Annotated in this window: 3 protein-coding genes; all 3 read right to left on the bottom strand. The window is 41.7% G+C overall.

Annotation, left to right across the window (positions count from 1 at the left end; translation table 11 throughout):
• Positions 1-1,092, bottom strand: a 1,092-nt coding sequence (gene egtB / locus VNZ46_RS22590; protein WP_325562847.1) for an ergothioneine biosynthesis protein EgtB, incomplete at its 3' end; no start/stop codon positions are given.
• A gap of 1 nt (position 1,093) precedes the next feature.
• On the bottom strand, positions 1,094-2,662 hold the full coding sequence (locus VNZ46_RS22585; RefSeq protein ID WP_325562846.1) for an ABC transporter permease/substrate-binding protein: 1,569 nt from the start codon (positions 2,660-2,662) through the stop codon (positions 1,094-1,096).
• Positions 2,663-2,666: 4 nt separating this feature from the next.
• Positions 2,667-3,311: ATP-binding cassette domain-containing protein (locus VNZ46_RS22580; protein WP_325562844.1), on the bottom strand; the 645-nt coding region annotated here is incomplete at its 5' end.

The following is a 3,311-nucleotide window of genomic DNA, read 5'->3' as shown; positions in this document are numbered from 1 at the left end:
ATAGGTTTTACGACTGTGTGATGTTGAGGTTGCCACCGAAGCCCCCCTGAGTACCTTCTGGTTCACCATAAACTTTCCATTATATTCGCCTATAGCGCCTGGAGCCTTGGAAAAGCCTGGATAAGGTAAATAAGCGCTTTCGGTCCACTCCCAAAGTTGGCCCCATTTTAGTTGATCGGCAGCTACTTCCCATTCAAATTCAGTTGGCAGTCGCATCCCTTTCCACTGAGCAAAGGCCGCTGCCTCATAAAAACTCACATGGCATACAGGCTCTTCGGGTTTTAAGCGATTCAGACCTGATAAACTGTAGCGATACCATGCTCCATCTATCAGATGCCAGTATAAAGGTGCAGAAATGTGGTTATTCCGGACCCAGTCCCAACCTTCTGCATGCCAGAAATTAAAATCCCTGTACCCACCCTGATCTACAAATTCCTCATATTCCGCATTTGTCACCAGTTCAGCAGACAAAGAAACTGCCTGAATATAGACTTTATGGGTATTCAATTCATTATCAAAACAAAAATCCCCGCCTTTGTAGCCAATCTCATAAACACCTTCTTCTATATCTGCAGCTTTCGATCCTGCAGCAGAAAGCCCGCGTTCAATATTGTCTTTTCTATAAAGAGGAAACAAAGGATTATGCCCTAAAATATATTTGATATCATACCAGAGCAGTTCCTGATGTTGCTGTTCATGATTTAAACCCAGCAAGATCAACTCTTTTAGATGCTCTTCTTCCGGTTCACGGGAAAGAAAATGCGACATGGCCTCATCAACATATGCACGATATCTGTAAACCTCGTCCACCGTAGGACGGCTTAAATTGCCGCGATCTGTCCTGATCACCCTTGCTCCAATAGTCTCGTAATAACTATTAAACACATAATTAAACTCTGGATTATACACTTGGTAACCTGTAAAAAAAGGCCCTAGAATAAAGGTTTCAAAAAACCAGGTTGTATGCCCAAGATGCCATTTAGGCGGACTTACATCGACAACCGGCTGCACCACATAATCTTCCTTTTCAAGATCGGAACAGATACTGGTGGTCATGGCCCTTACGGCCAGATACTGTTTCAAAAATGACATATTAATTCTCTTTTATATAATGGACCAAATCTGTTATACTTTTAATATTCAAATCAGCAGCCTGTTTTCGTCTCATCATTAAAGCATAACTATTATTAAAGCCAATAGGTTTTAACCAAGTGAGATTAAATTGACGGCTGAACTCTTTTTTCACATAACCAAACACCGCATCTTTATCTTTTGGAATCCCATTAAGCACAGATGGAGAAGGATGTAAGATCACCAGTAAACCAGTTCCCGTATATTCAGGATAAAGATCTATCTGATCATTTTTTAGGGCATCAAAACAAATCTGAGTTCCTCCTAATCCTGTTTTAGTTTCCACATCCAGATGAGAATACCCCCTGATCAGCAATTTATACATTTGGGCCAGAATATACTGTTTACCAAATACCTTTGACCCGATTCTGATCAGCCCCTTTCCCCCAGGTAAAGCAGACTGCAGCAAATGGTGTGCAGAAAGAAAATCAGAAGCAACTTTCTCCGGACTTTGCTTCAATTTATCTACATTGTAATTCAGTCTGGTCATCTCTTCATCATTCAGTAGCCCGGAGAGCTTATTTAAAACCATTTCTAACTCAGGATGCTTCTTTAATACATCCTGCCTTACAACCGGCGCAGCATAATAAGGAGGAAAAATATGCTGATCATCTTCCAGGGTAATCAGATCAAATACCTTTAGCCTCCCATCAGTACTATAGCCGTCAATCACATCTAGTTTTCCTTCATATGCAGCCTTATATTTCACTGCATCACTGATAACTACAGTTTCCATTTTCAATTTATACACCTCTTTCAGGCCTAAATACCCATCCTGCCTGCCCATAAATTCAGGGGTAAAACCTGCAAGCATCCGCCCGCCTATCTTAGACGGCAAAAAGTAAAAAGAGCAAAATAAAACAAACAAGAAAGGCAATAGAAGGTAAGTCATCCTTACACGCTTTAAACTCAATCGCTGTACACGAGACAATAAAAAGTCCAGTATAACGGCAAGTAAAGCTGCTGGAATAGCACCGGCCAGGATCATATTTGAATTATTCAATGCAATTCCGCCGAAAATAAACTCTCCTAGTCCACCCGCGGCAATATAAGCCGCTAGAGTAGCCACACCTACATTGATTACGGTAGCCGTCCTTATCCCTCCCATCAGCACAGGAAAAGCAAGCGGTAGCTCCACTTTAATTAAAATCTGCCATTTACTCATTCCCATCCCTTTGGCGGCATCTATTACGACAGGATCCACACCCGTAATTCCTGTATAAGTATTTCTGATCACTGGCAGCAATGCGTATAAAAATAAGGCCAGAATAGCCGGTTTTGGACCAATACCCAAAAAGGGGATCATAATTCCCAATAAAGCAATGCTCGGAATGGTCTGCAAAATTCCCGCAAATCCAAGTACAGGTCCGGAAAATCTTCTATTCCTGGCAATCCAAATACCCAGAGGCACAGCTATTGCGATAGCAAATACCATGGATAGTAAGGTCAAACTGATATGCGTTAGGGTCTGGCTCATCAGCTGACCAGACTGCTGCACCATAAACTGCCCTAAACTCTGAGATTCTTCCATCGTCTTATTCCTCCGAAGTCAATAAGATTTCCTTCAACTTACCCGGCTCGAGCTTTTCCAGCAACTCCCAGGCAGTATGTTCACCCATTTTTAGAGACTTCAGTTCGAGAAGTAATTTGTGCTCTTTCAAAAAAGACGCGACGAATGTACTTTGTGGCTTAAACAACAGTTCTTCAGGTGTACCATATTGCATGACCTTACCTTTGTCCATCAAACAAATTTTGTCGCCCATTTCAAAAGCTTCCTGTATGTCATGTGTGACCAGGATGATTGTTTTTTTAACCAGCTCATCCAGCTCGGTAAATTCCCTTCGTATATCTGCGCGGGTAATATTATCCAAAGCACCGAATGGTTCATCCATAAGCAAAATTGGAGGATCTGCCATGAGGGCTCTTGCAAGTCCTACCCGTTGCTGTTGTCCACCACTTAAAGCCGAAGGGTATTGTTTCCCTAATGCACTGTCGAGCTTCAATTTATCCAACAATTCCATACTCCTGTCTCTGATTTTTTTCTTATCCCATTTCAACAATTTAGGTACAACAGACATGTTTTCCAAAACTGTATAATGAGGAAACAGCCCATGATTCTGCAGCACATACCCTATATGCCTTCGCAATAGTTCTGGTTGCTGCCCATTCATATTTTTTTT

The organism is Pedobacter sp., assembly GCF_035566355.1.
GTDB lineage: Bacteria > Bacteroidota > Bacteroidia > Sphingobacteriales > Sphingobacteriaceae > Pedobacter.
The sequence above is the reverse complement of the archived record's forward strand: the minus strand, read 5'-3'. Positions and strand labels throughout refer to the sequence as shown.

Excerpts from the sequence above, each read along its gene's own strand:
- VNZ46_RS22585 (WP_325562846.1), bottom strand. The coding sequence starts at position 2,662 with ATGGAAGAATCTCAGAGTTTAGGGCAGTTTATGGTGCAGCAGTCTGGT.